The sequence below is a fragment of the Lentzea alba genome, assembly GCF_011067745.1.
Classification (GTDB): domain Bacteria; phylum Actinomycetota; class Actinomycetes; order Mycobacteriales; family Pseudonocardiaceae; genus Lentzea; species Lentzea alba.
On sequence record NZ_JAAMPJ010000004.1, the window covers coordinates 278,505 to 303,239 of the forward strand.

A 24,735-nucleotide genomic window follows, 5' to 3' on the forward strand; every position below is an offset into this window, starting at 1 on the left:
GGCACGAGGATCAGGCTGGTGGCGTGCGCTCCCCGGAGTGCCGAGCCGGCAGCCGCTGCTGAGCCTTGATCGCGGCAGGCATCGAACGTGCGAGGTGGTCCTGGAAGATCGCGTGCCGGAACTGGAAGATCGGCCCGACCGTGCGCAACAGGTGTCGCTTGTGGCTGTCATCGAGGAACCTGATCAGGCGTAGCGGTGTGCGATACCTCGCTGCGAACCAGATCTGGGTCATGGTCGTCATCCAGGTGTGGCTGAGGATCACGCCGCTGGCCAGGCCCATGGCCACGCCACCGGCCAAGCAGTCCGCCAGCGGGCTCACCTGCTCGTCGCCGATCCCGTACACGGGCTCCTGGTAGGAGAGCCAGCTGTTGATCCCGCTGGCGAGCCCGGTCAGCATGCCCATCACGAACCACAGCCGGAAGTCACCGCGCCACGCCTCGACCGGGCCGGTCGACTCCGTGCTCTCCACGGCGGACACATCGGTGAACGCTCCGGTCAGCCAGATCGGCGGAGCAATGATCACCACACTGGCGAGCACGCCCTTGAGCCCGAACATGAGGGCCGCGGTCAAGTCGCCCGCGCCCTGGATCAGGAAGGCGACAGTGCCGAACAAGCCGATGCCGACACCGAACATGAGGCTGAACAGGAGCGCGGAGCTCGCCCTGCGGGCCGATCTCAGGTTGCGGCTGAAATTCAGTGACCTCAGGCTGGCCCTGCCTCGTGTTCTGGCGGTGATTCCGAAGGCGATCGCGAAGTTCAATCCGAAGGTGGACACGCTCAGGCTCCAGCCGCCGATGGCGATCCCGATCGCCACCGACAGCCCGATACCGAACGCCACCACCGCGCTGACCTGAACGAGCCTGCGCAGCCGGGCGCTGGGGCCGGCGGGCGGCGGTGTGCCGGCGCGCGCGATCGTGAGGTTGAAGGCGAGCGCGATCGCGAGGCCGCTCGGCAGGCCGAGATTCAGCGAATACCAGAACACGCTGGAGAGCCAGGCGATCGGCCAGGTGCGGAACCCGCTGACCGCGAGGCCGGCCAGACCGAAGGTGAGCCCGCTGAGGACCATCGCCCCGAGCACGCTGATGATCGTGCGAAGCAGGCCGGGTATCCACGCCGCGATGGTCCACCAGGAGATGTCCCGGTTACCGTCCTGCGCGCTGGGGCGTTCTGTGTTCTGGCGGAGGTGCTGGGCGATGAGGGTGAGTGTGCGGTGGGCGGTGCCGGGGGCGTAGCGAGGTAGTGGCTGGCCAAGGCGTGGGGTGTAGGCCGCGGTGATGGCGTGGTCGAGCAGGTGGTCGATGATGGCGTCCGGCTCGGGAAACCGGGCGGTGTCGAGCAGTTCGTCGACCTGCCCGGTCGAGGGATAGACATCGCGCAGCAGCCCGACCACCAGGGGCGTGGTCAATGCCTGGCTGAGAGGGCTGTCGGCCGTGCCGGTGAGTGCGGTGGCCACGGATTGCCAGGCTGAAGACGCTGGTTCTCTCAGGGGGCGCAGCAGGTATTCGGCGGCGTCGCCGGGCCGCAGCGGCAGGAGTTCGAGGGCGACGGCGCCGACGAGGACGTGCTGGGTGGCGGCCGCGGCGAGCTCGCGGGTGCGGGTGAGCAGCACCAGCCGGAAAGCGGCCTGTTCACTGAGTGCCTGCAGCGCTCGGGGCCGTAGCGGTTCGGGGATCTCGTCGAGACCGTCCAGGAACACCGCGAGCCGCCCGGCCCGGAACAACTCGGCCGCACGGTTCCTGCCTTTGCGGCCGCGGAACATGCGAAAGTCAGCGGCAAGCTCGGTGATCAGCCAGTCTCGCACCGGGATGGTCTCGGGATCCCAGCCGGCGAGGTTGAACATGACCGGCACCGGGATGCGGTACCGGTCAGCGTCAGGAGCCTGCTCGCGGTGGCGCAGCGCGTCGAGCAGCAGCATGATCGCGGCCGAGCTCTTGCCGGCACCGGGGCCGCCGACGATGACCAGCCGGCCGGAGGGCAGCCCGCCGTACACGCGATACAGATCCCGTCGACCGCCCTCGGCCAGAGCGAGGGCAGCCGTGTGGTCGAGCCTGTCCAGGGCGGCGAACGACGCGTCACCGTCATCTGACACCCCTGCCGCAGCGACCGGTCCTGCGACAGGCTCGGTACAGCGGCGCCAGCGGATCGGCAGCGAATGAGGCCGAAGCAGCCGGCGATCGTTGGCGGCATCTTCCCACTGGTGGCGGGTCGCCATCGCCAGTTGGTCGGTCACCTCGTCATGCTCGGAGGCGCGGAGGGCGACGTAGTGGTTGATCGTCACCGTGTCGATTCGGCCCGACTGGAGGGCCACGCCACCGCTGTGGACATCCCGCACCTGGTTGACGGTGTCTGCTGAGCAGTCCGTGATGTCGGCGGACAAGTCCGATACCGAGTCGCCCTCCATGCCGACGATCCTGCCGCGCGTCTGTGTCTGCGCCCGACAGCACGAGTCTCACATCGCCCGATCGGCGCAGCATCAGCTCGGCGGCCTGCGAGTGCGTCGCTCTACTCGGCGACGAGAGCACCGAGTGTGGGCCACGGGGGACCCTCGCGGAGCAAGGACAGGATGTTTCGGCCGTGCCGACGCCCATCCGGGAATTCATCGCGGATGTCCCAACGCCAGGCGGCGACCATCGCGAGCACGAGCCGCCGGCACTCCACGAGCAGAACTTGATCGATGTCCGGATAACGCGCGCTGACCTCCTCCGGCACGTGGGCCACATCGAACTCGACGGGGCCACGGCAGCACGTTTCGAAGTCGATGAAGAGCAGGCCGTCACGGGTGCTGAGGAGGTTGCCGGGATGCGGTTCGCCGTGCAGTAGCTGCTCGGGAGCATCGCGGTTTCGGATCCGTTCACGAGCGCTCTGCAGTGTGCTGACGAGGAGGTGCCGGTCGGCCTCGGTGAGCGCGGGGGATTCGTCGCGGTGCGTGACCAGCTGTTCAGCCTCCGCGACCCGGTCCAGGAAGTGCGGGGTGGTGATCTCGACGCTTCGCATGCCGGTGTGCAGGCGGTGGAGCGCGTCTGCGTATGCGCCTGGGCAGTCCAGATCAGGAGTCACCACGTCGTAGTGAGTCCACAAGGTCACGGCGAAGCCGTCGCGTTCGTAGACCCGCGGCTCGACCCGGGGCTCCAGCGCCGCGACGGGGCTCGAGGTCGCGGATAGTCGCAGAGCGAGTTCGACCTCAAGCGCGGCTACCTCCTGTCCCGCCACTGCTACTCGGGCGAAGACGCCACACGGCAACAGATGCAGAGCGAGCTTGTTCGAATTGCAGATCACGACAGCGTCATCGACCCGCAGACGCAGCTCTCGGGCCAGCGCTGTCGCCGCGGCCATCGCACGCGAAACGATCTCGGCCTCCACGGCGTGATCCTCGCACGTGCTCGCCCATCGGCTCCGTCTCGCTGGGGACTTGACTGCTACCTTGCTATGCAAGGTACCTTGTGTCCGTGACAACAGATGCCCAGTTGCTCGCCCAGCTTCGGCGCGGCGTGATCGAGCACTGCGTGCTGGCCTTGCTGGACCGTGGCCCCCGTTATGGCTTCGACCTGGTCCGTGCGCTCGCCGCGGTCGAAGGTCTGGGCACCAGCGAGGGCACGATCTATCCGCTGCTGTCGCGGCTGCGGAAAGACGGGTTGCTGGAGACGAGCTGGCAGCCATCGGACCAGGGGCCTCCGCGCCGCTACTACGAGCTCACCGCGCAGGGCCGAACCGCACTGGACGTGTTCCACCGCCACTGGCGCAGCTTCCGTGCCGCGGTGGACGAAGTTCTTGAGGGAGACAAATGAACGCCGTGAAGCATTCCGCTGCCGCGGAGTGGCTGGCGCGCTTCGACCGCGTCGCTTCCGTCCTGCCGCAGCCCCGTCGGGGAGAACTGCGGCAGGAACTGGTCGAACATCTGGACGCGCTGACCGCCGAAGGCACGTCCGAGGAGGAACTCGCCGCGGCGGTGGCCCGGCTGGGTGACCCGGCTGACATCGTTGCGGCAGAGGGTCTTCCGCCGGTGTCCCCGGCCCGCGCCCGTGCCGGCCTGGGCCTGCTGCTGTTACCGCTGACCGGCTTGCTCTACCTGACCCCGGCGCTGCCGCCCGGCCTGCCCAGCATGGCGCTGATCGTACTGGCGTCCTTGGTCGTGCTGGTCCTGGTGCTGCGTGCGCAGGCCACGGCCGGCACCCTGGCGCTGGGCGTGCTGGGCGCGCTCGCCCCGCCGCTGGCCGGGCTGGGCGGCATCCTGGACAAGGTGTTCCAAGCCGGGCACCTGTGGACGAACGAACCGGCCGGGCCTGGCCGCGAACTCCAGTATGTCTGGGAGAGCGACTCCTGGGTGGCGGTGCTCGGCCAGCTGGCGATGCTGCTGCTGGGCCTCGGCCTCCCCGCGCTCGCCGGCCTGCGCCTGCGCCGCCCGGAAACGCCGGGGGACACCCGTCCAGCCCTTGGCACGCTCGCCCTGCTGCTGACGCCTGCCGTGGGCCTGGCCACCGCGCTGCTGTTGTCCGGCTCTCGCCTGGGCACCTCGGTCGGGACCATGCTCGAAGTCCCGCTGCTGGTCACCGCCCTGGTGTGCGCCGCAGTGCTGCTGGCCGCCGGCGGACTACTGCTCATCCGGCCCGGACTGGTCCTGCTCACCAAGGTTCTCATCGCGGCCGCGGTACTGGCCGCGCCGGTCGGCGTGGTGCTGCTCGCCCAGCACGAGACCCGGTTCGCCGGGGTGGTGTGGGACGCGGGAACCGAGCCGCCGCGGAATGCTGCAGCCGACATGACGCGCGCTGAGGCTGTTCCTGGCTCCGTGCTCGCCCCCGCCCCGGCGTGGGTTCCCGCCGATCAGGGCACCCGCCGGGGTCTGGGCTTGCTGTTCGTGGTTGCGCTGCCGCTGGCGGCAGCCTGGCGGGTCGGCGGCCGCGTGCGGTGACCTGGCGACCACACGGTTCGAGGCCCATGCGGTCAGCGGTATGAGCGGGACGTCGGGGCGTTCAGGAGCCGAGGGGATGGCTGGAGAGCCAGTCGGTGTGGTGGATCCGGTCGAAGGACAGGCTGGTGATCATCACTCCTTTGGCGACGTCGTCGGTCACGGTGCGGGGCTCACGTGCAGGTAGGTGCAGGCGATGAAGTCAGGATCCGTTTCGTCCTCGTAGGTGCGCACGGAAGTCCAGTGGTAGGCGCCGGGATGTCGCCACTGCTGTCGCCACAGCGCCGACAGGTCGTCCGGCAGGCGACCATCTTCTTTTCGGCTTGTGGACCGGCATCTTCGCCGTCCTTGCGAGTTGGCGCAGTTGAGCGACGTTCAAGTCCATTGAGGACTGTTCCGGGAGGCGCCCGGTGGACCGCGGACCACATCAAGGTGTGTCTGCGCCAGTTTGCGGCGCGTGGTCTTCGGATCACAGCGCAGGAAGTGTTTGAAGGCCGCGGCGAGATCCTTGTGTCCCAACGACTTCGGCGCGCCCTGCTGCTGCAGGGCGCCGACGATCGCCACGATCTGGAGCAGAAGCTGTTGCAGCGCACGGAAGAAGAGTCTGAGGGATGTCATGCGTTCATCGTGGCATGAACACGTGTTCGAATTCCATTCCACGATGGGATGAACGTGGTGCTGCGTTTTCACCCGAACGAGCCGTACTTTGGAGTTACTTCAACGCCTACGGTCCAAGGGCATGACCGCGATCATTTCCACCGCCTACAGCCGGGATCTGGGCGACGAACTGCGGCACCTGCGAGAGACCTGCACGACGCTGGGCGGCCGTTCGATGGCCGCCCAGCTCGGGTGGGATCCCAGCAAGGTGTCGAACATCGAGACCGGCAAGGCCCGCGCCAGCGACATCGACCTCGCCCAGTACCTGTCTCTCTGCGGGAAGGATCTCGACTTCCTTCAGGAGTTCGGCAACCGGTACCGCCACGCCTTCGACCTGTACTTCGCTCAGGCACCGACCAACCTGCGCACGCTCGCCATGGTCGAGTCGATGGCCAAGAAGATCTTCGCCTATGAGATCTTGGCCATTCCGGGCCTTCTGCAGACCGAAGCTTATGTGCGCGCTCTGTTCGTGGAGTCCGGCAATGTGCCGTTGGAGGACGTCGAGGAAGGCGTCAAGCGCCGCATGCAGCGGCAGTGCATCTGGCAGCGGCCATATCGCCCCGAATGCGTGTTCTACGTGCACGAACTCGCGTTGCAGATGCGAGTCGGCGACGACAAGGTCATGGAAGACCAGTACCTGCGTCTCCTCTTCAACGCGCACATCCTGCGAGTCGTACCGGCGAACGTCAGGGGCATCGCGTTCCACTCGAAGTGCACGCAGTTCGAGTTCGCCAAAGCACCACCTGTGGCCTACACGGAGGCGGGCCTCGCCAAGGTCTGGGCGCAGGACGGTCCGGCCATCGCGTGGAGTCGGAGCCTTTTCGAGCGGTTGGATGCGGTCGCGTTGGATGAGGAACAATCGAAGAACAGGCTGGCGGAGTACGTCAGCGGACTTCGAGAGGACCCTCATGACCCGCGAACGGACCTGGCGTAAGAGCTCTTACAGCGAAGGCGACATCGACAGCGACTGTGTGGAGGTCTCGCTGGCTCACGACGCGTTGGTGCGGGACTCGAAGAACGCGAGCGGCGACGTCCTCGCGTTCTCCGCCCCGGCCTGGCAGAGCCTGCTCAGCTGGCTGGACTGACCACGGCGCCCTTGGCCGCCGCGGCCTCCTGTTTGGCTATCCGCAGCAACGCCCCGGACACGCCGATCAGCAGGAACGCCATCCCGGTCGCCACGCTGAAGCTGAGTTGGTCGAACGTCGCGGCGCCCAGCGCGGACGTCAGCATCGCGCCCACCAGGCACACGGCGATCCCGCGGATGTTCTCGTCCTTCGACAGCGACCGTGCCCGCAGCGCCGCGTAGATGCCGCCGAGGAACAGCAGCACGTACGCCAGCAGGCCCAGGTAGCCGTTCTCGATCATCGTGAGCAGGTACTGGTTGTCGAGGATCGTGTACTTGGACGGCAGGAAGGTGCCGAACCCGCGGCCGAGCCACGGGTGTTTGGCGATCTCCAGCCACGCGCCGTCGTAGTCCTTGGTGCGGCCCTGGAACGACGGGTCGTCCTCGATGTTGGAGAACATCGACGTCACCGTGCCGAACAGGCCCGGCACCACGGCCGAGGCGCCTCCCAGGAACACCGCGCCGACGCCCAACAGCGGCAGGCCGCGCTTACGAGGCAGCAGCACGCCCAGCACGATGCCCGTCACCACCAGGCCGATGATCGCGGTGCGCGAGAGCGACAGGATCGCCATCAGGCTGAGCAGCGACAGCGCCGTCCACCAGCGACCCACCGGTTCGCCGCGGTCCTTCGCCTGGAACACGAAATGCGCGGCGAACGGCACGCCCAGCACGCAGACCAGGCCGAACTCGATCGGGTGGTTCACGGTGCCGGCCGGGCGGAAGAAGATCGACCGGGACTCGAGCGCCGAGTAGCCGTTGTCCTGCACGCGCAGGCCCGGCAGCGTCACGTACGACGCGAGGTCGAGGCCCAGGCCGAACTGGATCAGGCCGATGAACGCGCCGAACGTCAGGCAGCCCACCATGACCTTGAGCGCGCGGCTCAGGCGTTCGCCGCTGCGCACCGCGTCGATCACGAACACGGCCAAAGCTGACATCGCCACGATCCGGATCAGCGCCGAGTCGGACACCGACAGCTCGTCGGCCGGCAGGTAGCGGCGGGTGGCCAGCGCGTACGTCATCAGGTGCAGCGAGACGTAGACGCCGAGCAGCGTGCGGACGGTGTTGCGGCCCTTCGCGAGGCCCAGGTGGTCGACGAGGTGCGCGGCGAACCACAGGATCGCGAGGCACAGCGCCACGAACAACGCCGGCGGCAGCGTGATCGGGACGAACGCGATGGTGAACCTGGCCGGGACGGCGAGCAGCGCCAGCAGGTAGAAGATCAGCAGCGTGGCACCGTCGGCACGCTGCTGGGTCAGTCGTCCTTGGTCGGCCATGCCGGGTCAGGTGGCTTGGGTGCGGGGATGATCACGGTCTTCTGGTGCGCGTTCGGCATGCCCTGGGGCGCGGGCCGCAGCGGCTGCCCGCCGTTGCCGTTGCCGTGCGGCTGAGGCGGTGGCAGCGGCGGTCCCTGCGGGTGCGGCCGGACCGGGGGCAGCGGCGCCGGTGTGGTGTCCTTCTCGGACGGTGTCGCGCCGGACTCCTTGTCCTTGCGGCGCTTGGCCTTGAGCATGATCGAGTCGGCGGCGAACGTCGAGGCGATCGTCAGCAGCAGCAACACCACGGTGGCCGCGCCGACGTACCGGACCTTGCCGCCGATCTTGGCCGAGGCCGTCGTGGGCTTCACCAGGATCTGCGCCGTGATGAACGTCTGCTCGGGGGCGTTCAACGCCTTCTGCTGCGCCGCGAGCTCGTTCACGGTCTTCTCGAGGACCTTGCCGACGAGTCCCTCGGCCGACTCGGCCGAGTCCGCCTCGGACGAGACGAACAGCAGCGGACCGCCGACGGGGCCGGTGTTCGCGGTGTAGGTCGCGGTCGAGCCCTTGCCCGCCAGTTCTTCAGCGGTCTTCGGGTCGCCCAGGACCTGGGTCAGGATCTGCGCGGTGGTCGTGAGGCTGCCGTCGAACTGCAGCAGCGGGTTGACCTTGACCACGTCCTCGGGCTTGGTGTTCGCCGAGTACCGCCCGCCGGCCGCGGGGGAGGTGAGGACCAGCACGCCGCTCGACTCGTACCGCGTGGGCACGGTGATGTAGACGTACAGCGCGAGGATGCCCGTGAGCAGCACTGCGGGCACGGCGATGTACCACCGCCGCCGCAGCACTCGTACGGTTCCCCAGAAGTCCATCAAAATCCCCGATCCGCGGCTCGGTCTTGCGGGCGCGATGTTCGTAGGGTATCGCCTGCCTGGAAAATCGGGGTGAGCTGCCAACTGTTACAGGCCGTAGCTGACGAGCGATGAAGGAAAGGAATCCAGGAGGCAGCATGCGTGCAGGACGACTGACCGTGACCGTCGCGGCCATTCTCGTGGTCATCGGCGGAACAACGGCTTACGTCGTCACAGCGGCCACCGACGCGAAACAGCCGGCGGGCGCCGAACAGGTGTCGCAGGCCAAGGCCGGTGATCTGCTGTTCGTCGATCTCGCCGGTGGGCAGAACCGGGTCGAGAAGCTCGCCGACGGCGGTGCGCGCACCCCGACGGAGCTCGCCTGCCAGCGGTTTTACTCCGCCGGCGGCACGAGCGTGTGCCTGAAGCTGTCGGGGCCCGGTCCGTCCTACGCCGCCGAGGTGAGCCGCGGGGGCAAGCCGGTCAAGACGATCCCGCTGCCCGGCATCCCGAGCCGCGCGAAGGTCTCGCAGTCCGGGAACGTGGTGTCCTGGACCAGTTTCGTCACCGGCGACTCGTACTCGGTGCCCGGCGGCTTCTCCACCCGCACCGGCTTCTTCGACGTGCGCACCGGTGAGACCGTCGAGTCGATCGAGCACTTCGCCGCCACTGTGGAGGGTGCTCCGCTCACGGCCAGTGACGCCAACTACTGGGGCCTGACCGTGGGTTCCGACGACCGGACCTTCTACGCGACGCTCGCCAGCGGTGGCTTCACGTGGCTGGTGAAGGGCGATCTGGTCAGCAAGTCCGTGACGTCGCTGCGCCGCGACGCCGAGTGCCCGTCGCTCTCGCCGGACGGCACGAAGGTCGCCTACAAGAAGCGCATCGGCCGCCTCGGGCCGTGGGACCTCGCCGTGCTGGATCTCGCGACCGGCACGGAGAAGCGGCTGCCCGGCACAGCCGGCATCGACGACCAGGCGACCTGGCTCACCGAGAGCGAGCTCGCGTTCGCCGCGGTGCCCAAGGACGCCAAGCTGCCCGCGGTTCACGTGGCCCCGGCCGACGGCTCGCAGCCCGCGAAGGTGCTGATCGCAGACGCCACTTCGCCGTCCCCAGTGACGTGAGGAACGTCCTCGCGAGTCATGTGGCGAGCTCGCGGCGGAGCACCTTCTCCAGCTCGTGTCCGGCCGCATCCCAGGAACGTCCCTCCACACTGGACGCGGCCGCCCTGGCGACCGCGCCGAAGTCCGGCGATGTGACCACTTCGGACAAAGCGCGCGCCAGCGAGTGCGGGGTGGGCGTCGCGTACCGGACGTGGTCGTTGTCCAGGACTACGCGGTTGAAGTGCGCGTCGTTCACCACGGGGACACATCCGGCCGCGAGCATCTCGTGCGGCACCAGTGACACGTTGGTCATCGACAGCGACAACCCGGCGAAGCAACGGTTGTAGATGGCGTTCAGCTCGTCGGGCGTGACGAGGCCGTGGTCGACGAACTGCGGCCCCAGTTGCCCGATCTTCTCGCCGTAGACGTGGATCTTCAGGTCCGGGTGCTTCTCCGCGAACACCTCCAGCGCGAGCAGGCCGAGCTCGAACGCGCGCCGCGGTGCCTTGCGCCGGGCGTAGAAGACGATGCCGTCGCGCTTCTCGTCGCCCAGCTTGTACCGGTCCGCGTCGCAGCCGAAGTCGAAGTGGTCGGCGGGCATGCCGTGGTCGTCGCGGACCTTGTCGGCGAGGAACCGGCCGGCGGTGAAGCCGTGCATGCCCATTCGGTAGGTGTTCTCCGCCAACGCGTAGAGCCCGCCCGACGGGTAGAACCACGGTTCGTAGTCCTGCACGAGGTAGAACCTCTTGCCCGCGCACGGGTCGTTGAACGCCGGGTAGGCGGTGATCCACGCCGTCGCGAAGACCGCGTGTGCGTCCGCCATGCCGTCCGTCACGTCGTGGATCGAGCCCTGGAAGAACGGGAACGCCGCGCGGATGCCGGGTTCGAGGTCGGCGACCGTGTTGCCGAAGGTGTCGTACAGGTAGAGCTTGCACTCGTGGCCGAGCGACTCCAGGTGCCGGACGAGCCGGAACATGGTGGTGTGGCCGCCGGATCCCTTGGACGGGGGAGTGGTGACCCAGTTGATCGTGAGCTTGCCGTCCTGCGGGACCGGCGGGATCACGATCGGCTTGCGCGACTCGACGTCGGCCTTGCGGACGTCCTCCAGCCGCACCGGCAGCTCTTCGCCCTCGGCGCCGAGCCGGCGGGTCGCGGCGGTGAGCAGCCGGACACCGAGCTTCTTCGCGCCCTGTTCGCGGACGATCTTCGTGACCTGTCTGAGCCGTCTCATGACGCCTTCCTGCGCAGCACGCCAAGGATTTCGTGTCTCATCGGGAACACCACGAGCGCGTAGGCGAGGCACGAGAGCGCGCCGCCGACGAGGATCTGCAGCAGCTCGCTGTCGATCACGTTCCGGACCGCGAGCACCACGGCGACCATCAGCACGCCGCCGAGGAACGGTCGCAGCAGCCGTGCACCCAACGCGCCTGCGCGGACGCCGTACGGCTTGAACGCGACCAGGTACGCGGGCGTGATCACCAGAACGGCGACGATCACGTGTGCCGCCGCGACCCCGCGGATGCCGTCGAGGTGCGCGCCCAGTGCCAGCAACGGCACCAGCGCGCCCAGCCAGACCAGGTGGATCCACAGGATGGCCCGGGACCGGCCGGCGGACGCCAGGAAGTCGTACCCGAGCTCCAGCGCGACCCTGACCGCGCCGAGCAGCACCAGCAACGCCAGAGCGGTCGCCGCGGGGGCCCAGCGCTCGCCGTAGACGACGCGGATGAGGGGCTCGGCCAGTGCGGCCAGCAGCACGCACGCGGGCACTGTGACGAGCGCCAGGAGCCCCAGCGCGCGTCCGAACGACTTCTGGAACAGCTCGGGGTCCTCGCGGACCTTCGAGAAGGCGGCCAGCGACACACTTCTGACCGGTGCGGAGAACGCCGCCACCGGCCAGCTCGCCAGGTTGAACGCCAGCAGGTAGAAGCCCAGCTGCACGGTGCCGAGCATCGCGCCGACGACGATGTAGTCGACGTTCATCACGCCGAAGATCAGCAGGCTCGACCCCGCCAGCGGCAGGCCGAACGCCAGCAATTCCTTCGCCTGGACCCGATTCCAGCCCGGCCGGAACCTGTCCTTGGTGAGCCAGAACATGATGATCGCGGCGCTCAGGTTCTGCGCGATCCGCTGCCACGCGAGGCTCCACGCGCCGAAGCCCATGATCGCCAGCACGACCGCGACCGCCGTGCCGCAGACGAACGCGGCGGTGTCGGCGTAGAACTTGTGGTCCTGCCGGAAGTTCCGCTGCATCATCGCGCCCGGCACCGCGGTGGCACCGGCGATCACCAACGCCACGGACATCAGCTGGATGACGCCGGTCGCTTCCGGGGCGTCCATCGCGTTCGAGAACCACGGCGCGCCGACCACGCAGATCAACGCCAGCAGCGTGCCGGACGCGAGCGACAGCGTCGTGACGGTCGGCGCCATCTCCTCGACGGAGTCGTTGGTGCGGACCAGAGCCGCGCTGACGCCGAGTTCGGACACGCTCAGCACGATGTTGAGCACGACCAGGGCGACCGCGAAGACACCGAACTGCTCGGGTGCGATCAGCCGGGCCAGCAGGACGCTGATGCCGACCGCCGCGAGGCGTTGCAGCAGCGAGTTGATCGCGCTCCAGCGGATGGCGCTGGAGACCTTGCCTTCGAGTTGTTGCGTGGTCACCACTCGCCCCGCCACTTCCAGCGCTGCGTGCTCACCCACAGCTTGGCGCGCTTGTACGCGTGCGGGGCGAGGAACAGCTGGGTGCGGCTGAGGAACGACGGGCTGAACTTCTGGCGGCGCAGCAGCGCCTTGTACTCCGGCAGCTCCTCGAGCTGCGGGTAGGTCTCACGGGCGAAGTCGACGAGCTCCTTCTCGGTGCCGTCGAGCTGGTCGCGGTCGTGCAGCCGGACCGCGCGCCACAGCGCGTCGCTCGCGATGGCCTTGCGCGCCAATGGCTTCAGTCGCGCGGGTAGACCGGGGTTCTGTTCCAGGACCAGGTCGAACACGTCGCGGCGCTGTTCCAGGTCGGCGAACACCGACTTGAACGTCGTGCGCATCATGGAGTTCTCGTGCACCCGGTAGTACGCGCCGGGCTTGCCGCTGACGTAGCCGATGTCCGACACGGCCGCGATCCGCAGCCACATCTCCAGGTCGCCCGCGTGCGGCAGGTCGGCGCGGTAACCGCCGACCTTCTGCTGGACCTTGGTGCGCACCACGACCTCCGGCGAGGAGATCACGTTGCGGCTGCTGCGGAAGCGGTTCTCGATCCACTCCTCGCCGCGCCACACCTTGGACGTCACCGGCAGCTGGGCGATCTTCGGCAACGCCTCGTGGTCGCTGTAGTACACGACGCGCCCGTACACCATGCCCACGTCGGGGTTCTGCTCGAAGACCGCGGCCGCGCGCTGCAGGGCGCCGGGCGCCAGCAGGTCGTCCGCGGACAGCAGCACCGTGTAGTCGGCGCTCGCCCAGTCCAGCAGGCCCTCGTTGTAGGTGGCGATGTGCCCCTTGTTCACCTCGTGCCGGTAGCCCTCGACGCGCTTGTCGGCGGCCATCAGTTCGGCCATCACCTCAGGAGTGTTGTCCGACGACGTGTCGTCGATCACAAGCACTCGGACGTCCACGCCCGGTTGGTCGAGGACGCTGCGGACACAGACCGGCAGGAAGTGGGCGTAGTTGTAACAGGGGATCACGACGTCCACTGTGGGAAGCGTTGGCACAACCTAGCTATCGGTCTCCACGCGCATTCGTTAGCCCCGCAACGTTTTGGGCCCATCGGGCGATGTAGGCGATGACCGGAGTAAGGGGAGTCATGGCCGACCACGTCATCCTGACGCGCTTCAACCTGCCTTCTAAGGGCGCCGAAAGCTACGTCCGGGCAAAGGAAGGATGGCTGACCGAACGCGTTGCGCTGTTCGAGCGTTACTGCCTGCCATCGGTGCTGGCGCAGTCGGACAAACGGACGCGTTGGCTCATCTATTTCGACCCCGAATCACCGAAATGGCTCAAGGACAAAATCGCGCAACACGGCGACGCGTACACGCCCGTTTACCGCGCGGAAGTGTCGCGGGAAGAGCTGAGATCGGACATCCGGTCGCTTTACAGCCAGGTCGGTGAGGAGCTCATCACCACGAACCTGGACAACGACGACGGCCTCGCGGTCGACTTCGTGGAACGCCTCTGCGCCGCTCCCCGCCCCACCACGACGGCGGCGTACTACCTGGTCAACGGCCTGATCAAGTCGCCGGGCGGCCTGTACCACCGCGTCGACCGGCACAACGCGTTCGTCTCGGTCCGCGAGACCTGGGACGAGCCCGTGACCTGCTGGGCGCACTGGCACAACCACATGCACCTGCACTTCCCGGTCGTCGAACTGGGCGGCGCTCCCGGTTGGCTGCAGGTCGTGCACGGCGGCAACGTGTCGAACCGCACACGCGGCCGGTTGGTCTCGCCCGATGCCTACAAGGCGTCGTTCGGCGCGTCTTTGGACGACGTGACCGCGCCCGGCTCGCTCGCCGTGGCGCAGGATCGGCTGGTGTCTCAGCCCGTTCGGTTCATGCGTGACTCGGGCCGGGTGGCTGCCAAGAACGCGGCCATGAAGGTGCTCGGCAAGGGCGGGTTCGAGAAGATCAAGCAGAAGCTGGCTGCTCGCGGTTGATCCCGTAAGCGATGACGAGCGTCACGGTGAGTGCTGCGAGCGCCACCGTGACGCTGGTGGTGAAGCTGGAGAATTGCAGCAGCAGTCCAAAAGCGACGGACGAAACGAGACGGCCCAGCGCCTGCCCGGTCTGCACGACGGACAGCCCGCTCGCTCGCAGTGACTCCGGTGCCGACTCGCTCACCTTGGCCGACAGCACGCCGTCGGTGGCCGCGTAGAACAGTCCGTGCAGCAGCAGTGCCGCGATCGCGACGCCCTTCCCGCCCTCGGGGATGAACAGCAGCGCGTACACGCCGAGCAGCAGGCCGTGGCCGAGCAGGAACATCCGCCAGCGGCCCATCCTGTCCGCGAGTTTCCCGAGCGGCGCGGCGGCCGTGAGGAAGACGACCGCCGTGCCGAGCGGGAGCAGGGGCAGCCAGCCGAGCGAGATGTTCGTGGCTTTCTGCACCAGCACGTAGACGAACGCGTCCGACACCGTCGCGAGCCCGAGCAGCCCTGCGCAGACGGTGGTGCGGCGGAAGTGCTTGTCGGTGAGCAGGTTGAGGCCCGCCTTGAACGACGGCCGCGGCCCCTTCGGCTGCTCCTTCGCGGGCGTCTCCCGGACGAACGAGATCAGCACGATCAGCCCGATGACCGCGAACGCCGCGGACACCGCGAAGATCGGCCCCGGCACCATCCCGATCTGCGCGAGCAGCAGGAACGTCACCAACGGCCCCAGCAGCGCACCGAACGTGTCCATGCTCCGGTGCACGCCGAACGCCGCGCCGAGCCGATCTTCCGGCGTGGCCAGCGAGATCATCGCGTCGCGCGGCGCCGTCCGGATGCCCTTGCCCGCCCGGTCCGCGGCCATCAGCGCGCCGATGCCGAACGGCGACGCCCCGACCAGCGGGAAGAACACCTTGGTGGCGGCCGACAGCCCGTACCCGGCCGCCGCGACGGCCTTGGGCCGGCGGAACTTGTCCGAGATGCCGCCGCCGACCAGCCGCAGCAGCGCCGTGGCACCGGTGTAGATCCCGTCCAACAGCCCGAACTGCGCGTACCCGAGTTGCAACGTGAACAGCAGGTACACGGGCAGGAACGCCGTGATCATCTCGGCGGAGATGTCGGTCAGCAGGCTGACCGTGCCCAGCGCGAACACGGTGCCCGGCAACCGTTTGCGGAAGTCGGCCTTGGCCGGCCGCGACGACGCGACGTACATGCGGGCCTACCAGCCCGGAGTCTCGGACGCGGTGGTGCCGTGCGGAAGCGAGTTCATGGGCGTCCTACCAGCTCAGCGTCTGGTGCCACACCTCGAGCGACAGCAGCGTCCAGATGCGCGGCTGCTCGTTGCGGTCACCCGAGTCGTGGTCGTCGAGCAGCGATCGCACCGCGGCCCGGTCGAAGGTCTTGCCCACGAACGACGTGGGCCCGGTCAGCAGGTCGTACGCCATGTCCCGCAACCCGTCGCGGAACCACGCGTCCAGCGGCACCTTGAAGCCCGACTTCGGGCGGTCGACCACGTCGGCCGGCAGGTGCTGGCGCGCGACTTCCTTGACGACCCACTTGGTCGTGCCGCCGCGCACCTTCACGTTGCTGGGCAACGAGAACGCGAGCTCGGCCACCCGGTGGTCCAGGAACGGCGGGCGCAGCTCCAGGGACGCGGCCATCGACATGCGGTCGCCGCGTTCGAGCAGGTTGTCGGCCAGCCAGGTGTGCGAGTCGGCGTAGAGCATGCGGCGCAACGCGTCACCGCGTCCGTCGACGTACGGCGCGAGCACGGACCGCGTGGCCGGCCCACCCAGCAACGCTGCCCTTTCGGACACCGTGAACGGCGCGAACCAGCCGCGCATGCGTTCGGCGTACGACGGTTCGGCGATCGCCCGCAGAGCGATGCCCAGCCGCGCCTTCGAGGCCGGCAGCGCCTTCTCCAGCCGACGAAGGGCGAACGACGGCAGCGCGCCCGCGAGACGGGTGGCGGCAGCGAAGCGGTACTTCGGGTAGCCGCCGAACAGCTCGTCGCTGCCCTCACCGGACAGCACGACCTTCACGTCGCGGCGCGCGAGTTCGGCGAGGCGGAACACGGCCACGTCAGCGGGTTCGGACAGCGGCGCGTCGCGGTGCCAGGACAGCTTCGCCCAGCTGTCGCGGAAGTCGTCGGCCGTCACGATGACGCTGTGGTGCGTGCTGCCGACGATCCCGGCGACCTTCTCGGCCCAGTGCAGCTCGTCGACGCGCGGGTCGCCGAAGCCGGCGGAGAACGTGTGCAGCGGAGCGCCGCCTCGTTCGCGCGCCACCAGCGCGGTGATCAGCGACGAGTCCACGCCGCCGGACAGGTAGGCGCCGACCGGCACGTCCGCGACCAGCGCGTCCCGCACGGAGGCGGTCAGCGCCTCGTCGACCAGCCGGACGGCCTCCTCGGGCGTCACGGACCGGATCTCCGACTGGCGCGGCAGCTCCCAGTACGGCGAGGTGCGCACCGAACCGTCAGCCGAAACCACCAGGTGGTGGCCCTGCGGCACCTTCCGCACGCCACGCAGCAGCGTGTAGGGCGCGGGCACCGACCGGTGGGCCAGGTAGTCGTGCAGCGACTCCTGGTCGACGTCGGCCGACCCGATCGCGGGCAGCAGCGCCTTGATCTCGGACGCGAACGCGAACATCGAGGAGTCCGCGTAGTAGTACAGCGGCAGGATGCCGAGCCGGTCGCGGAACAGGTGCGTTTCGCCCGTGGCAGCGTCGTGGATCGCGTACGCGAACTGGCCGCGCAGCTTGGCAACCCCCGCGGCGCCGTGCTGTTCGTACAGCGCCAGCAGCACCTCGGTGTCGCCGCTGGTCTTGAACGGGTACGCGAGCGCGGTCCGCAGCTGCTTGTAGTTCAGGATCTCGCCGTTGAACGCGATCGTCGTCGTGCCCGACGCGCCCGCCATCGGCTGCGGCGAGCCGGCCAGGTCGATGATCGACAACCGGGTGTGCGCGAAGCCGATCGAGCCGTCCGACCAGAAGCCGCTGTCGTCGGGGCCGCGGTGGTGCAGCCGCTTCGCCATCTCGGCGAGCAGCTCACGGGAGACGGGCGCGCCGTCGAACCGTCTGACGCCTGCGATGCCACACATGGTCAGCGGTCCTCCGCGATCTGCATCAGTTCACGGGCACGGGAGTCCCACGACGCGGTCAGCACGGCCGCACGCCGTTGGGCCGGGGTCTTCAGGCCGCCGTCCTTCAGGGTCAGGCGGATCTGGTCGATGAAGTCGGCCTCTCCGGACGCGATCCGGATGACGTCGGAGTACCGCTCCACCTCGGGGAAGTCCGTGGACACCACGGCCAGGCCGAGCGCCAGGTACTCCTTCATCTTGATCGGGTTCGCGTGCTTGATCCAGTCGTTGTCGAGCCACGGCATCAGCGCCACGTCGAAACCGGAGCCGTAGCCAGGAATCTGCTCGTAGGCGCGGAAGTCCAGCCAGTGCACGTTGGGGTACTTGGCGTAGCGCTCCATCGAGCAGGTGGCGTCACCGATCAGCACGACCGACGCGTCGGGGAACTCCTGCGCGACCTTCTCGATCAGGTCGAAGTCCACCAGGTAGTCGTCGAGGCTGCCGAAGAACCCGATGCGCGGCCCTGGGATCGACGCGATGTCGGCCGGCAGCACGTCGCGGCGGGTGAAGTGGTCGACGTCCACGCCGTGGTCCAGGAAGTGCGCGCGCTCACCGGTCAGCGCGGACTCCTCTTCCTGCAGCGCGCGGGAGACGTAGAGCACGGTGTCCGAATTGGACAGCAGCTGGTTCTCCAGCGCGGCGATGGTGCCCTGGTCGGCCTCGGGGAACGCCGAGTGCCGGTCCGAGCGGTTGAAGATCAGGCCCTTGTGCTTCATGGGCTCCACCACGTCCCACGCGGTGGGAATCGTGGCGACGACGACCGGCGTGCCCATCCGCAGGAAGAAGCACACGAGACGAACCTGGGTGCGCACCAGCACCGAGTTCAGCTTGCGCAGCCACGGCTTGCCGTAGAACGGCAGGGGAGCGGGCGTCATCACGTAGAAGTTCGGCGTCTCCGGAATCGGCCGGCGCACCAGCTTCGCGACGCTCATCGCCTTGCGGAAGATGCGGCGCAGGAACTGCGTGCTCTTGCCGGGCGAGGGCATCCGCAGGCCGATGCTGTTGACCAGCAGCACCTTGCGGTGCTTCGCGACCCGGCGCAGCAGCTGGAAGTCGGAGTGCGCCCGGTTGTGGTACCACCAGTCCTGCGCGGAGAAGCACAGGTACGCCGGCCCCGCGGAGGCGACTTCCTCCGGCCAGTGCCGCATCGTGAGCAGCCCCTTGAACGCGGCCCGGTTCTTGGGCTTGTGCAGGCGCAGGGCCTCGTTCAGCGCCACCACGAGCCACATGAGGACGGCGGCGAACCTGCCGTACCGCTCGCGGTGCAGGCGGACGCGGTTCGTGGCCAGCAGCGACCACAGCCGGGGGTTCGTGTTGGACTCGCCACCGATGTGCGTGGCGGTCGCGCGCGGTTCGAACCAGACGCCACCGACGCGCAGCATGTACTCCACTTCCTCCGAATAGAGGAAGTAGCGTTCGTCCAAAAGGCCGTGCTTCTCGATGACTTCGCGCTTGATGAGCCACGCGCAGCCGGTGGCCCAGTCCGCGGACCGCGAGCCCTCGTAGTGCTTGAGACCGACGACCGTCGCACCCAGTCCCATCCGACCGGCGCGCTGGCCGTTGAGGAGCGCCTCGGCGAGCGAGGTGCGCAGCGTGGGCTCGTTGCGCAACGAGAAGTGCACCATCCCGTCCTCGCCGAGGATCTTCGGCACGGTGATGGGCTTGTCGGCCGCCTGCAGCGTTTCGATCGTGCCGGGGTGCAGGCGCGTGTCGGCGTTGAGCACGAGCACGTCGTGGCCTTCTGCCGCTTTGATGCCGAGATTCACGCCCGCGGCGAATCCCGCGTTCACCGGATTGCGCACGATTTGCGCGTTCCGTCGTGTGGCGGCGACCACACTCACGGTGTTATCGGCGGAAGCGTTGTCGACGACGATCACCTTTACGTCGTCTGGCAGCGAGTTCAGGCACCCCTCGATGACCTGTTCGCTCTGGTACGTGACGATGACCACCGCGACAGGTGACCGCTCCACAACCGCTCCTCGCATTCGGGCTTGTGCCCGCTACATCGAGCGTTTTGCAACCTCCGTTACGAGATCGGCGGAACCTGTAACCGTTTTGCCCTCCCGAACGAGAACCAAAGCGTGACGTCATCGCCGCACGTGTTGATCATCGTGCAGAACCTCCCCGTGCCGCTGGACCGCCGGGTGTGGCTGGAGTGCCGCGCTCTCACCAACGCCGGGTACGAGGTTTCGGTGATCTGCCCCAAGGGTCCGGGTGATCCCGCTTACCAACTCCTCGACGGAGTGCACCTCTACAAGTACGCTCCGCCGCCCCAGGCCGAAGGCGCGCTGGGCTACGCGTGGGAGTTCCTGTACTGCTGGGTGCGCACGGCGTTGCTGAGCGTGAAGGTGCGTGCTCGCAGGCGGTTCGACGTCATGCAGGCGTGCAACCCGCCGGACACGTACTGGGCGCTCGCGCTGCTGTGGCGGCTGGGTGGCGTGAAGTTCGTCTTCGACCACCACGACCTCAACCCCGAGGTGTTCCTGTCGCGGTTCGGCGAGCCCAAGGGCGTCGCGGGCAAGCTGCAGTACCGCATTCTGAAGTGGCTGGAGCGCCGGACGTTCCGCACGGCCAACCGGGTGACGTCGACCAACACCTCGTACCAGAAGATCGCGTGGACGCGCGGTTCCGTGCCGCCCGAGCACACCACCGTCGTGCGCTCCGGCCCGGACACCACCGTGATGCGGCCTGTCGAGGGCGTGGACGAGCTCCGACGCGGCGGCAAACATCTGGTGGCCTATCTCGGAATCATGGGCCCGCAGGACGGCGTCGACGGTGTGCTGGAAGTCGCGAAGAGGGTCGTTCACGACCGCGGCCGCACCGACGTCCGGTTCGCGCTGCTGGGCTTCGGCGACTGCCTCGAAGACCTGAAGAAGCAGGCCACGGCCTGGGGACTCGACCCGTACGTCGAGTTCACCGGACGTGTTGGGCCCGAACAGATCACCCGTTACCTCTCCACGGCCGCCGTCGGTCTCGGCCCGGATCCGTTGTCGCCTTTGAACGACGTGTCCACTATGAACAAGACCATGGAGTACATGGCCTACGCGCTGCCGGTCGTCACGTACCGGTTGCAGGAGACCGTGGTGTCCGCCGGTGACTGCGCCGTCTTCGTCGAGCCGGGTGACGTCGAGGCGTTCACCACCTCGCTGCTCGACCTGCTCGACGACGCCGAACGCCGCGGCCGCCTCGGCTTCGAGGGCCGGCGCCGCTGCGAGGCGGAGCTGGACTGGCGCCCGCAGGCCGAGAACTACGTGGCGGTGTTCGACGGGCTGACCGGCTTCGGCTCGCGCGGCCCGTTTCCCGACGGCAGGCCCGAGCTGACCGCGGGCACTGACGCGTGGGGCAACAAGATGATCGACGTGAGCGACGACGCCGTGCTCCGCGCGTTCGCCGTGAACCGAACGGGAGAATGATGTTCGTCAGAAGGATCGCCGTCGTCGGCACCGGCTACGTCGGCCTGACCACCGGAGCCTGTCTCGCGTCGCTCGGCCACCGCGTGGTGTGCGCGGACGTCGACGAGCGCAAGATCGAACGGCTGTCGCGCGGCGAGGTCGACATCCTCGAACCGCGCCTGGCCGAACTGGTCGCCGAGGGACTGGCCTCCGGCCGCCTGTCGTTCGTGCTGGGCGCGTCGGCCGCGGTGGCCGACGCCGAGGTCGTCTTCCTCTGCGTGCCGACGCCGATGGGGGTCGGCGGCATCGCGGACCTGGCCGCCGTCGAGTCCGTTGTGGACGAGACGCGCGACCTGCTGCCGTCCGGCTGCGTGATCGTGAACAAGTCCACCGTCCCCGTCGGCACCGCGGTCCGCACCGCGGAGCTGCTGCGGCGCGACGACGTCGCCGTGGTGTCGAACCCCGAGTTCCTGCGCGAGGGTTCGGCCGTGCACGACTTCCTCAACCCGGACCGGATCGTCGTCGGCTGCGACCAGCAGGACGCGGCCGAGCGCGTGGCCGCCCTGTACGCACGTCTCGGCGCGCCGACGGTGCTCACCGACGCGGCCTCGGCCGAGATGGTCAAGTACGCGGCGAACTGCTTCCTCGCGATGAAGCTCTCGTACGTCAACGCGGTGGCGGAGCTGTGCGAGCGGCTCGGCGCGAACATCACCGACGTCACCGAGGGCATGGGCTACGACAAGCGCATCGGCCAGGCGTTCCTCAACCCCGGCCCCGGCTGGGGTGGCTCGTGCCTGCCCAAGGACACGCACGCGATGCTCCAGGTGGCCGACGCGGCCGACTTCGAGTTCCGCCTGCTGCGTGCCACCATCGACACCAACGAGCGCCAGCGTCAGCGGATGGTCGAGAAGGTCCGTCTCGCGGTCACCGGCAAGCGCGGTGGTTCGCTGTCCCACGTGCGACTGGGACTGCTGGGCCTCACGTTCAAGGCCGGCACGGACGACCTGCGCGACTCGCCTTCGCTGGCCGTCGCGGCGATGCTGAAGCAGGCCGGCGCGGAACTCGTCGGGTACGACCCGGCGCTCTCCGGCGGCACGGACCTCGGTTCCGTGTCCGTTGTGGACGATCCCTACCAGATGGCCAAGGACGTCGACGCGCTGATCGTGCTGACCGAGTGGCCGGACTTCCGGTCGCTGGACTGGCCGCGCCTCGCCGAGACCGTGCGGCAGCCGGTTGTCGTTGACACGCGGAACATTTTGGACCCGGACGTCATCCGGCGCGCGGGCTTCACCTGCACGTCGCTGGGACGCAGGTAGTCCATTTGAGACAGTCCATTTAGCTCAATGGTGTGACAGAGCGCGCGAGGTCGGTGTGCTAGCGCTTTGATTTCCGGCAACACCCGGTGGGACGAGCCCGCCGGGGTCTTGCCAGGAGGTTCCCACCGTGGCCGGAATCATGGAACTCGTCAGCGGACTCGTGCACCAGGCCAGCGGCCTCCTCGGCCAGGCGAGCAGCCTCGCCAACGGCCTGCTCTCCGCGCTGCCGCTCTAAACGGCGTTGTTGATGAGGGGAGCTTTCATAAACCTCAGGTTTATGAAAGCTCCCCTCATCAACGTCCCCGGCGTCACCAGCGCGGCAGATCCGGTCCGGCGGTGGTGATGCCCGCGAAGAGATCGGTCTCCGGCAGCGGCGCGCCGGTGGTGTCGAGCGCGCGGAAGTAGTGCTCCTCCAAGGCGAACGCCCCGTGTACCTGCTGGCTGGCGTGACACTGCAACGCCTTGCGCTTCACCTCGGCGACGTCGCTGATGTCGATTGTCGTGGAGCCGTCCTTGGCGGTGAGGTAGAGCTTGGCGGGGATGCCGGTCCGGTAGACGGCCAGCTTGGCGACCCGGATCACGTGCATGTGGTCGCGGTGCGAGCTGTAGTGCGTGACCACGACCTGCGGCTGGTAGTGCTCGATCAGCGCGGCCAGCCTGCCCGCCGCGGTCTCCACCGGGATCGTGCAGAACCCGCCCTCTGGCACCTCGCCCGTGTGCCCGGAGTCGTGGTACCCCAGCAGTTCCAGGTCGGTGATGCTCAGCGCGTCGCACGCCGCCTGCAACTCGGCCCTGCGGTGCGCGGCCACGGCCTTGGGGTGATGGCCCACCTCGCCGGGCATCGCGCCCCCGGGAGCGTCGTCGAACTCGCCGTTGGTGCACGTCACCACGACGGTTCTGGCGCCTGTTCTGGCATAGTGGGCGAGCATGCCGCCGGTCGACGTCGACTCGTCGCCGGGGTGGGCGTGGACGGCCAGCAAAGTTCTCGGTCCGGCGAACTGCACGCGGGGCAACGTACCTCGAATCTATTGTCGTGCCGGTGACCGACTTGCCGTCCGGCCTGAAGCCGCTGGAACTCGCCCATCATCTCCGTGACCAGATCGAGCGTGGCCACACCTATGCCAGGTCCCGCAAGCACCGGTTCCGCTGGAAATCCGTGGCGGTGCGGTTGACCACGTTGGTCCTTTCGGCGGCATCGACGATCATCCTCGGCCTGCAGAACCTGGATCCGTGGACGGGGACGGCGTTCTCGCTCGTCGCGGTGGTGACCGTGGTGTCCGCGTTGGAGCCGTTCTTCGCGTGGCGGTCGTTGTGGGTGTTGATGGAAGACGCCAGCCACCGGTTCCACCGGCTGCAGGACGACCTCTCCTACTACATCGCCTCGCACCCGGCCGAGGAGATCGACCCCGCGCGGGTGCGCGAGATGTTCGAGCGGTACCAGGAGATCTGGGACTCGCTCAGTTCGCGCTGGTTGAAGTACCGCGACAACGCCTGACGCCAGGGAGTGTCAGACCCCGTCGCTACGGTTCGTCCATGACTCCTGAGATGTGGGATCGGCTGGGTCCCTTCCGCGACGAGGCCGTCGCGCGGGGCATCCCGGCCGAGGAGGTGGAGCGGTGGCTCGCGACCGCCCGCCCCTGCGCGACGCTGTCGCGGGACGGGGACGGGCCGGTCGTGGGCCGGTTCGGCGGTCCGCTCCTGCTCCCGGCCGACGCCCCGGATCCCGAGCACCCGTTCGTCGCCTCGATCGACCTCGCGGCCCTGCCCGCCGGCACGGGCCTGCCGCTGCCGTCTGACGGCGACCTGCTGCTCTTCGCCTTCCCCGAGACCGACTACGAGGGCCTGGGCGGCGTGGTGCACGTGCCCGCCGGCACGGTCGTGGAGGAACGGGACAAGCTCGGGTGGGACTCCTTCGACTGGGAGGAGAACGAGGCGATGATTGAGGAGTTCCCGGAAGGGCCGCTGCACGCGACGATCGACGTGTCGCTGCCTTACCACTCGTCGCTCCCGCTGCCGGACGGCCGCCCGCTGCCCGGTCATCCTCGTGCCGGGGAACTGGCCGCGGTCTGGCAGAGCACCCGTGCCGCCATCGCCTCCTCCGGAACGCTGCAGATCGGGGGCTACGCCGACGAGGAGGCCATCGACTCCGACCCCGTCGCCAACGCCGTGCCCGACGCCGTGAAGGCGCTGAAGGCCGCCGGGATCGACGGACCGGTCTCGGAGGACGTGGCGGACTGGGTGTTGCTGGCCGACTGGCAGGCGGGCTGGGACGTGGAGGGCTGGGAGAGCGCCACGGTCCACTGGATCATCCAGCGCGAAGACCTGGCCGCGCGGCGCTTCGACCGCGCGTACACCAGCATCTTCTGGAACCCCTGA

General features: G+C 68.4%; 22 protein-coding genes. 10 read left to right on the forward strand and 12 right to left on the reverse strand.

All coding sequences use genetic code 11. The annotated features are described in order from the left end of the window. Positions 1–10: 10 nt before the first annotated feature. On the reverse strand, positions 11–2,332 hold the full coding sequence (locus tag G7043_RS16965; protein WP_166046633.1) for a hypothetical protein: 2,322 nt from the start codon (positions 2,330–2,332) through the stop codon (positions 11–13). Positions 2,333–2,502: 170 nt separating this feature from the next. Continuing rightward, the gene (locus G7043_RS16970) at positions 2,503–3,360 is read right to left on the reverse strand and encodes a phosphotransferase family protein (RefSeq protein ID WP_313887921.1); all 858 of its coding nucleotides are present in this window, start codon (positions 3,358–3,360) and stop codon (positions 2,503–2,505) included. Positions 3,361–3,446: 86 nt separating this feature from the next. Between G7043_RS16970 and G7043_RS16975 the strand changes: the two genes are divergently transcribed. Both G7043_RS16975 and G7043_RS16980 read left to right on the forward strand, forming a co-directional pair. Beyond that, the gene (locus G7043_RS16975; protein ID WP_313887922.1) at positions 3,447–3,785 is read left to right on the forward strand and encodes a PadR family transcriptional regulator; all 339 of its coding nucleotides are present in this window, start codon (positions 3,447–3,449) and stop codon (positions 3,783–3,785) included. Then, positions 3,782–4,906, forward strand: coding sequence for an HAAS signaling domain-containing protein (locus G7043_RS16980; protein ID WP_166046634.1), 1,125 nt, complete (start codon positions 3,782–3,784; stop codon positions 4,904–4,906). Before G7043_RS16975 ends, G7043_RS16980 begins: the two co-directional genes overlap by 4 nt. A 372-nt stretch (positions 4,907–5,278) precedes the next feature. Here G7043_RS16980 and G7043_RS16985 read toward each other — a convergent pair whose 3' ends face one another. Next, positions 5,279–5,593: a hypothetical protein gene (locus tag G7043_RS16985; protein ID WP_166046635.1), complete on the reverse strand. Its 315-nt coding sequence runs from the start codon at positions 5,591–5,593 to the stop codon at positions 5,279–5,281. Positions 5,594–5,642: 49 nt separating this feature from the next. Between G7043_RS16985 and G7043_RS16990 the strand changes: the two genes are divergently transcribed. Together G7043_RS16990 and G7043_RS16995 are read left to right on the forward strand one after the other, a co-directional pair. Next, positions 5,643–6,494 (forward strand): helix-turn-helix domain-containing protein, encoded by an 852-nt coding sequence (locus tag G7043_RS16990; RefSeq protein WP_166046636.1) that lies wholly within the window; start codon positions 5,643–5,645, stop codon positions 6,492–6,494. Next, complete coding sequence (locus tag G7043_RS16995) at positions 6,469–6,645, forward strand: DUF397 domain-containing protein (RefSeq protein WP_166046637.1); 177 nt, start codon at positions 6,469–6,471, stop codon at positions 6,643–6,645. The genes G7043_RS16990 and G7043_RS16995 overlap by 26 nt, the downstream gene beginning before the upstream one ends. On the opposite strand, the gene G7043_RS17000 is transcribed toward G7043_RS16995, so the two are convergent. Beyond that, a complete protein-coding gene (locus G7043_RS17000; RefSeq protein WP_166046638.1) occupies positions 6,629–7,957 on the reverse strand; it encodes an O-antigen ligase family protein in 1,329 nt (442 codons plus the stop codon). The genes G7043_RS16995 and G7043_RS17000 overlap by 17 nt on opposite strands. Further along, positions 7,936–8,805, reverse strand: a complete 870-nt coding sequence (locus G7043_RS17005; protein ID WP_166046639.1) for a hypothetical protein — start codon at positions 8,803–8,805, stop codon at positions 7,936–7,938. Before G7043_RS17005 ends, G7043_RS17000 begins: the two co-directional genes overlap by 22 nt. A gap of 137 nt (positions 8,806–8,942) precedes the next feature. Here G7043_RS17005 and G7043_RS17010 point away from each other — a divergent pair, with 137 nt between their 5' ends. Then, the gene (locus tag G7043_RS17010; RefSeq protein WP_166046640.1) at positions 8,943–9,908 is read left to right on the forward strand and encodes a hypothetical protein; all 966 of its coding nucleotides are present in this window, start codon (positions 8,943–8,945) and stop codon (positions 9,906–9,908) included. Positions 9,909–9,924: 16 nt separating this feature from the next. On the opposite strand, the gene G7043_RS17015 is transcribed toward G7043_RS17010, so the two are convergent. Genes G7043_RS17015 through G7043_RS17025 form a run of 3 tightly spaced genes read right to left on the reverse strand, consistent with a single transcriptional unit; the run spans position 9,925 to position 13,570 of the window. Continuing rightward, positions 9,925–11,118 carry a glycosyltransferase family 4 protein gene (locus G7043_RS17015; protein WP_166046641.1) on the reverse strand — a complete coding sequence of 398 codons (1,194 nt, stop codon included), beginning with the start codon at positions 11,116–11,118 and terminating at the stop codon, positions 9,925–9,927. Continuing rightward, the gene (locus G7043_RS17020; protein ID WP_166046642.1) at positions 11,115–12,548 is read right to left on the reverse strand and encodes a lipopolysaccharide biosynthesis protein; all 1,434 of its coding nucleotides are present in this window, start codon (positions 12,546–12,548) and stop codon (positions 11,115–11,117) included. The genes G7043_RS17015 and G7043_RS17020 overlap by 4 nt, the downstream gene beginning before the upstream one ends. Further along, a complete protein-coding gene (locus G7043_RS17025; protein ID WP_313887923.1) occupies positions 12,545–13,570 on the reverse strand; it encodes a glycosyltransferase family 2 protein in 1,026 nt (341 codons plus the stop codon). The genes G7043_RS17020 and G7043_RS17025 overlap by 4 nt, the downstream gene beginning before the upstream one ends. A gap of 110 nt (positions 13,571–13,680) precedes the next feature. Here G7043_RS17025 and G7043_RS17030 point away from each other — a divergent pair, with 110 nt between their 5' ends. Continuing rightward, entirely contained in the window at positions 13,681–14,526 is an 846-nt protein-coding gene (locus G7043_RS17030; protein WP_166046644.1) for a glycosyltransferase, read from the forward strand. Here the strand turns inward: G7043_RS17030 and G7043_RS17035 are convergent. From G7043_RS17035 to G7043_RS17045, 3 genes are all read right to left on the reverse strand, one after another. After that, complete coding sequence (locus G7043_RS17035) at positions 14,498–15,724, reverse strand: MFS transporter (protein ID WP_166046645.1); 1,227 nt, start codon at positions 15,722–15,724, stop codon at positions 14,498–14,500. The genes G7043_RS17030 and G7043_RS17035 overlap by 29 nt on opposite strands. Before the next feature lie 64 nt (positions 15,725–15,788). After that, complete coding sequence (asnB, locus tag G7043_RS17040) at positions 15,789–17,612, reverse strand: asparagine synthase (glutamine-hydrolyzing) (RefSeq protein WP_166046646.1); 1,824 nt, start codon at positions 17,610–17,612, stop codon at positions 15,789–15,791. 2 nt (positions 17,613–17,614) lie between these two features. Beyond that, on the reverse strand, positions 17,615–19,621 hold the full coding sequence (locus G7043_RS17045; RefSeq protein WP_313887924.1) for a glycosyltransferase: 2,007 nt from the start codon (positions 19,619–19,621) through the stop codon (positions 17,615–17,617). A 111-nt stretch (positions 19,622–19,732) separates the two neighbouring features. Between G7043_RS17045 and G7043_RS17050 the strand changes: the two genes are divergently transcribed. After that, entirely contained in the window at positions 19,733–21,064 is a 1,332-nt protein-coding gene (locus G7043_RS17050) for a glycosyltransferase family 4 protein (protein ID WP_166046648.1), read from the forward strand. Continuing rightward, a complete protein-coding gene (locus G7043_RS17055) occupies positions 21,064–22,359 on the forward strand; it encodes a UDP-glucose dehydrogenase family protein (RefSeq protein WP_166046649.1) in 1,296 nt (431 codons plus the stop codon). Before G7043_RS17050 ends, G7043_RS17055 begins: the two co-directional genes overlap by 1 nt. Before the next feature lie 308 nt (positions 22,360–22,667). Here the strand turns inward: G7043_RS17055 and G7043_RS17060 are convergent, their stop codons facing one another. Continuing rightward, complete coding sequence (locus tag G7043_RS17060; RefSeq protein ID WP_166046650.1) at positions 22,668–23,363, reverse strand: PIG-L deacetylase family protein; 696 nt, start codon at positions 23,361–23,363, stop codon at positions 22,668–22,670. 35 nt (positions 23,364–23,398) lie between these two features. Between G7043_RS17060 and G7043_RS17065 the strand changes: the two genes are divergently transcribed. Together G7043_RS17065 and G7043_RS17070 are read left to right on the forward strand one after the other, a co-directional pair. Further along, the gene (locus G7043_RS17065) at positions 23,399–23,854 is read left to right on the forward strand and encodes an SLATT domain-containing protein (RefSeq protein WP_313887925.1); all 456 of its coding nucleotides are present in this window, start codon (positions 23,399–23,401) and stop codon (positions 23,852–23,854) included. Positions 23,855–23,892: 38 nt separating this feature from the next. Continuing rightward, the gene (locus G7043_RS17070; protein ID WP_207311275.1) at positions 23,893–24,735 is read left to right on the forward strand and encodes a DUF1963 domain-containing protein; all 843 of its coding nucleotides are present in this window, start codon (positions 23,893–23,895) and stop codon (positions 24,733–24,735) included.